At 73.7% G+C, this 6,118-nt stretch carries 6 protein-coding genes; 2 read left to right on the top strand and 4 right to left on the bottom strand.

The window, feature by feature from the left end; all coding sequences use genetic code 11:
* The first annotated feature begins 62 nt into the window (after positions 1-62).
* Positions 63-665, top strand: a complete 603-nt coding sequence (locus ACSNOH_RS18235) for a YIP1 family protein (protein ID WP_436722413.1) — start codon at positions 63-65, stop codon at positions 663-665.
* Between the two features lie 132 nt (positions 666-797).
* Here the strand turns inward: ACSNOH_RS18235 and ACSNOH_RS18230 are convergent, their stop codons facing one another.
* The 4 genes from ACSNOH_RS18230 to ACSNOH_RS18215 all read right to left on the bottom strand — a co-directional run bounded on the left by ACSNOH_RS18230 (position 798) and on the right by ACSNOH_RS18215 (position 4,558).
* Positions 798-2,009 (bottom strand): cytochrome P450 family protein, encoded by a 1,212-nt coding sequence (locus tag ACSNOH_RS18230; protein WP_436722412.1) that lies wholly within the window; start codon positions 2,007-2,009, stop codon positions 798-800.
* 206 nt (positions 2,010-2,215) lie between these two features.
* A complete protein-coding gene (locus tag ACSNOH_RS18225) occupies positions 2,216-3,427 on the bottom strand; it encodes an MAB_1171c family putative transporter (protein WP_436722411.1) in 1,212 nt (403 codons plus the stop codon).
* A complete protein-coding gene (locus ACSNOH_RS18220; protein WP_436722410.1) occupies positions 3,420-4,079 on the bottom strand; it encodes a hypothetical protein in 660 nt (219 codons plus the stop codon). The genes ACSNOH_RS18225 and ACSNOH_RS18220 overlap by 8 nt, the downstream gene beginning before the upstream one ends.
* Positions 4,076-4,558 (bottom strand): helix-turn-helix domain-containing protein, encoded by a 483-nt coding sequence (locus ACSNOH_RS18215; RefSeq protein WP_436722409.1) that lies wholly within the window; start codon positions 4,556-4,558, stop codon positions 4,076-4,078. The genes ACSNOH_RS18220 and ACSNOH_RS18215 overlap by 4 nt, the downstream gene beginning before the upstream one ends.
* Positions 4,559-4,857: 299 nt before the next feature.
* Here ACSNOH_RS18215 and ACSNOH_RS18210 point away from each other — a divergent pair, with 299 nt between their 5' ends.
* Positions 4,858-6,108, top strand: coding sequence for a hypothetical protein (locus ACSNOH_RS18210; RefSeq protein ID WP_436722408.1), 1,251 nt, complete (start codon positions 4,858-4,860; stop codon positions 6,106-6,108).
* Positions 6,109-6,118 lie beyond the last annotated feature (10 nt).

Below are 6,118 nucleotides of genomic sequence, written 5' to 3'. Positions count from 1 at the left end.
GGCCCGGACCCCGACGCCGGCCCCGGCACCGGAGTCCCCGCGGAGCGGTGATACTTGCATTCATGCCTGCTTCTGCCTCCCCTCACTCCCCTCCCGCCTCCCACATACCTGCCGCCCGGCGCCGCAGGCTGTACTGGCACCGCCTCTTCTTCGGGTTGTGGTTCCGCCCGGTCGAGATCCTGGACGAGGCGCGGGACCGGAGCGTGTGGGGGGCGGCGGCGTTCCTGTGCGTGCTGTGCGGGGCGCTGGGAACGATGGGCCGGGACTCCTTCTGGGAGGGGTGGCGGGTGGGCCCCGCGTTCGCCCTGGAGGCCATGGCGATAGCCGACGTGGTCCTCGTCCTCGCGAGCCTGCTGCTGGGCATCGCCACGCAGGCGATCGCGCGCCGGCTCGGCGGCAACGGCAAGTTCGGCCCGACGGTGACCCTGTTCGTCGTGGTGTTCTGGGCGACGGACCTGCCGCGGCTCGCCCTGGACGCCTGCCTGCCCGGGGACTCCTTCCCCGTGCGGGCGGCCGCCTGGATCACCTCGGCCTTCGGCTACGCCTTCGCCACCTTGCTGATCCGGGGTCAGCACCACCTGCCCACGCACAAGGCCGTGGCGGCGGTGAGCATACAGATGCTGGCGGCGGTGGCCCTGCTCAAGTTCCCGGCTGCCACGGGCTGACGCGCCCGGAATCCCCTTGAGGGAGTCGACGGCCCGCCCGGTGCGACGGGGGATGCACACCGGGCGGGCTCGAGGACAGTTCTACCTCATCAAGGATGGGTCATGCACCAAAAACCTGTTCGGCTTTGCCCCCTACCAGCGCACAGGGAGCGAAATCAGGCCACGCGCCCGCACTGAAGGCCGCCACGCCAGCTCCTCCCGCTTCCCGTCGAGCGCGAGCCCCGGAAACCGCTCCAGCAGCACTGCCAGCGCCGTTTCCGTCTCCATCCTGGCCAGCGGGGCCCCGAGGCAGTAGTGGATCCCGTGCCCCAGCGCCAGATGACCGGAACGATCACGGTTCGGATCCAGCCGATCCGGCTCGGAAAAGTGATGAGGGTCACGATTGGCGGCGGCGAGGGACAGCAGGACGGTCTCCCCCGCCGGTACGGTCACACCCCCGATCTCCACGTTCTCCAGCGGAAACCTCCGGATCGCCAGCGGCGTGGGCCCGTCCCACCGCATGAACTCCTCGACCGCCGACGCGAGTCCGGCCGGATTCGCTCGCAAAGAGTCCGTCAAGACCGGGTGGTCGAGCAGTGCCAGAACGGCGTTGGCGATCAGGTGGACGGTGTTCTCGTAGCCCGCGAAGAGGATGAGGAAGGCGAGCGAGGTCAGCTCGTCCTCGGAGAGCCGGTCGCCGCCCTCGCCCCCGTCGCCGTCGCGGACCGCGATGAGGTCGGAGAGCAGGTCGTCGCCGGGGGCGGCGCGCTTGCTCGCGATGAGGCCGGTGAAGAAGCGCATCAGGGCGCCGACGGCTTCCTTCATGAGCTCCGGCCGCGCCGGGTCCGGGGTGATGAGCGCGTCGGTCCACCCGCGGAAGTCCGGCCGCAGGTCCTGCGGCACGCCCAGCAGGTCGCATATGACGGTGATGGGCAGCGGGGCCGCGTAGGACGCCAGCAGGTCCGCGCGGCCCTCGGCCTCGATCGCGTCCAGGAGCTCGCCCGCGACCTTGCGCACCGGCTCGCGGAGCTTGTCCACGCGGCCGGGGGTGAAGGCCTTGACGACGAGGCGGCGGATGCGCGTGTGGTCCGGGGGGTCCATGTTCAGCAGGTTCCGGTCGAGCGCCGGAGGCAGGCTGAATCCGGCGTAGTTGCCGGGCGCGGCGTTGGCCTTGTCCAGGGACAGCCGCGGGTCGGCGAGCGCGCGGCGGACGTCCTCGTAGCGGGTCACCAGCCAGGCGGGCCGGCCGTCGGGGCCGGTGAAGCGGTGGACCGGTGCGGCCTCGCGCAGCCGGGCGTAGGTGCCGTACGGGTCGTCGATGAGCGCGCCGGCGTCGAAGGGCGCGGAAGGGGCGGGATTCGGCATGGGACCCGACTCTAGAAGACCGGCCGCCGGGCGGCGGGTGACGGGTGGGGGCAGCGGGGTGCGCGCCGCGCGGGGTGCCCGGCTTCGCCGGCGGAGACGCGCACGGGCGGCGCCGGATCCGTCGTGGTGACGGACCCGGCGCCGGCCTGTGGCGCAGGCGGCCTTGACCCCCGTCCAGGGCCACCTCGTCCATGGGCCGCACACCGTCAGGGACGGCGTGCCGCGCTGATCTCCCGCAGTTCGCCGAGGACGGCGTCGACCACCGGGTCGTGGTAGACGTCCGCGACGAGGGCCAGGTGTTCGTGTTCCTCCGCCGGATCGGCGCTGACGGTGATGACGACGCTGTCGGCGTGCGGCACGGGCACGTGCCCGGTGATCTGGTTCTGCAGGCCGCGCCGGAGCGCGGCGGCCTCCACGACGGCGGCCCGGCGGCGCTCGCCGAGGGCGGCGCCGGCCGCCTTGCGGCGGGCGATGTCCAAAGCGGCGGGCTCGACGTGGCGGCGGATGCCGCGCTGGATGTCGCGGATCTCCGCCATCTGACGGTTCGCCCGCCACTCCAGGTCGGCGAAGGGCCAGCGGCCCGTCAGCCGGGAGCCGGTGAGGGTGACCTCGGGGGCGTGCGCGGTGACGGCCTGCCAGAGCGGCTGCAGCCGGCGCAGTCGGCGCCACGCGGCGGCCCGGGGCCCGGCGGCGGGCAGCGAGAAGCCGAGCAGGACCAGCAGGGCGGCCAGCGAGGCGCTCATCGGGGCGACGCCGTTGGACAGCCAGTAGGCGTCGTGGCCCGCCCAGGTCAGCACGAAGCCGGTGAGCTTGCACAGGCAGTAGAGCAGGCCGAGCCAGCAGCCCGCGGCGAGCGTCCGCAGGCCCTTGGCGAGCCAGCCCGGGCCGAGCTGCGCGGCGTAGCGCGGGCAGAGGGCGCCGAGGCCCGCGAGGCTCGTGCCGAAGATGGCCAGGTACAGCACCAGGAAGGCGACGACGCCGGGCGCGTGGGCGTAGGCCGTGCTGAAGTCGCGGGGGTGCTCCACGGCGTCGGGGCGGCCGACGGCGAAGCACACGACGGCCGCGGCCCAGGCGGTGGCCACGACGGCCACGGCGACGCGGGAGCGCGCGGCCGCCCGCGCGCGGGTGGCGGCGTCTTTGCCGCTGGTCCAGCGCAGCAGCAGGATCGTGGCGCCGGAGGCGAACAGGACCACGGCCGAGTACAGGAAGACCATGGCCAGGTTGGCGACGCCGGTCAGCCGGTCGAAGGCCCGGTAGACGCTCGGCGCGGAGAACAGGAAGACGATGGGTACGCCGGAGGTCATCAGGGCGGTCAGGCCCAGGTCGACGTTGCCGCGGTCGCGGAACCACGCGCGGGCTTTGTAGATGACGATGACCCAGGTGACGGCGCTGAAGGTGAGGTAGAGGGCGTCAAACACCGGCGCCTCCGCCGCTCGTGCCGGGCCCGCCGTGCTCCCGGATCTGCCGCCGGACGTGCTGCAGGGCGGGGCCGAGGGAGGCGGCCAGCTCGGCGGCCGCGCCCTCCAGGCGGGCGTCCTGGCCCGGCGGCGGGGGCACGACCTTCTCCATGAGGAGGGTGCCGAGGATCTCGGTCTCGCGCTCGGTGAGGTTGTCGTAGCAGTGGTGGCGGGCGAGGCCCATGGTCAGGCCCATGCGGCGCATGGCGGTGGCCACGTCGACCGAGGGGGTCCACACCTTGAGGGCGTCCTCGGTGACGGCCGGGTCCTGGTCGTGGCCGAGGAGCAGGTGGCCGATCTCGTGCAGCACGATGTGGACCTGGTGCCAGGGGGACGTCTTCTGCTCGTAGATGACCCAGTACGCGTCGTCGGTGGTCGCGGTCATGCCGGAGACGACGCCGTCCAGGCTCATGGGGACCAGCCGGATCGGGCGCCCGACGCGGCGCGCGACGACGTCGCACAGGCCCTGCAGGTCCGTGGAGGCGGGCAGCGCGAGCTCGTGGATGAGCTGCTTGCACCGGCGCCGTATGCGCCCCACTCGCATGCCTGCACCGTCCTCGTCCTCGGTACGCCGCCAGTACGTGAAGAGCCGGTCATCCGCCGTGACGGTCACGGGCGCTCCTCACCACCCGCGCCGGGCGGGTCGGACGGAAGGTTCATCTGCTGCCGGAACTGGCTGATGATGGTGGTCAGGCTGTCCTGCACCTCCGGCGGCAGGCCGACCGAGCGCAGGGCGATGGCCCGCACCCGCTGGTCGCGCATCGCGACGAGGAAGCGGACCTCCTCCTCCACCCGCGCGGCCTGGGAGGCCGACAGGTCCCCCATCAGATAGCCGACGGGCACCGCGAAGAACTTGGCCAGGGCGCGCAGCACGTCCGGGCTGGGGTTGGCGCGGCGGCCGTTGCGCAGCATCGACAGATACTGCTCGGTCAGGCCGGTCCCGCCGTACTCCTCGCCGGCCGTGATCTCCTCGGCGACGTGGGCGTTGGTGTACGGCGCGCCGGGCGGGTGCATGTTCGCGAACAGGTAGTTGAGCCGTGCCGCGAGCGTGCTGCGCGCGTCACCTGCCGCCCCCTCGCCCCCGACTGCCATCTGCTCCCGTCCTCACCGCCGGTGCTCCCCACGTTGCCTCACGGCCAGTTAAGCCGGAGGCGACTGCGAGAGGCATCCTGTCACGGCCTAGGCCCACAGCACTAGTCCGTCCGGTGTTTCAGCTCGGTGACGGACTTAACCACGAGTTGATGCAGGGATGAACGACCGGAGGGCTCCGGCCGGCGGTGTTCCGCTTGCCGTGCAAGGAAGCGTCGAGGTCGCTGCAAGCATTCCGCGGGGCCCCGGGGGCAGGCCCCGCCCGGCAGAACCGAGGAACCAATCCCTGGGGGGAAGTTCTCATGTCCGACACTCACGGACGGCCGGAGCCGCTGCCGGAGGCCGGAGACCGGTGGCTGACGCTGCCGGGCCGCAAGCGCGTCCTGGTCGTGGTGCACACGGTCACCTACGGGCAGCGGTTGCGGGACGTGTTCGCGCTCCTGGAGGACGATCTGCGGATCCAGCTGGTCTTCACCGCCGCCCCGCACGCCCTGGGCGGGGGCACCGGCTGCTTCCTCAAGGAGCTGGGGGCGGCCGTGCTGCCCTGGCAGGAGGCGGTGCGCACGCGGTTCGACCTGGCGCTGGCGGCGGGTTCGCGCGGCATCGAGAAAGTGCGCGGCCCGCTCGTGCGCCTGTCGCACGGGGCGGGGCACATCAAACTGCTGCGGGGCGGGCGGCCCCGGCCGGGCGGCGGGCGCCCGGCGGGCATGCTCAGCCGGCAGTACCTGACGCGGGACGGCCGGGTCGTGCCGGCCGCCATCGCGCTCGCCCACGAGCGCGACCGGGCGGAGCTCGCGCGCTGGTGCCCCGAGGCGGTGCCGGCGGCGGCCGTGGTCGGGGACCCGTGCTACGACCGGATCCTCGCCGGGCTGCCGCTGCGCGGCGCCTACCGCCGGGCGCTGGGCGTGGGCCCGCGGCAGCGGCTGCTGCTCGTCACCACGACGTGGGGCCGGTCGGCGTCCTTCGGCCGGTTCGACGCGCTGCTGCCCCGGCTGCTCGGCGAACTGCCGCCCGACCGGTACCGCGTGGCGGCGCTCGTGCACCCCAACGTGTGGGCGGGCCACGGTGACCGGCAGATCCGCACGTGGCTGGCGTCCAGCCGGGCCCAGGGGCTCGCGCTGGTACCGCCGGAGGCGGACTGGCGGGCGCTGCTGGTGGCGGCGGACGCGGTCGTCGGCGACCACGGCTCGCTCACCTCGTACGCGACGGTGGCGCCCCGCCTGCCGGTGCTCATCGCCCGCTTCCCGCAGGACGAGGTCCACCCCTCGTCGCCGGCGGCCGCGCTCGCCCTGACGGCTCCCGCGCTGTCGCCCCTGCACCCGCTGGAGGGCCAGCTGGAGTACGCGGCCGCGGAGTACCGGCAGCGGGAGTACCGGCGGGTGGCCTCGCTGATCTCCTCCGAGCCGGGCCGCTTCAACCGGCGCATGCGCGCGCTCATGTACCGCCTGCTGGGCCTGGGGCAGCCCGCGTACCCGCCGGTCACCGAGCCGGCGGCCGTTCCGCCGCCGCTCGACGGCGGAACGGCCGCGCGGGGCGCGGGGCCGCGCGCATGATGCCCGGTCA

It is taken from the genome of Streptomyces sp. URMC 127 (assembly GCF_051386535.1).
In the GTDB taxonomy this organism is placed as follows: Bacteria; Actinomycetota; Actinomycetes; order Streptomycetales; family Streptomycetaceae; genus Streptomyces.
The sequence above is the reverse complement of the archived record's forward strand: the minus strand, read 5'-3'. Positions and strand labels throughout refer to the sequence as shown.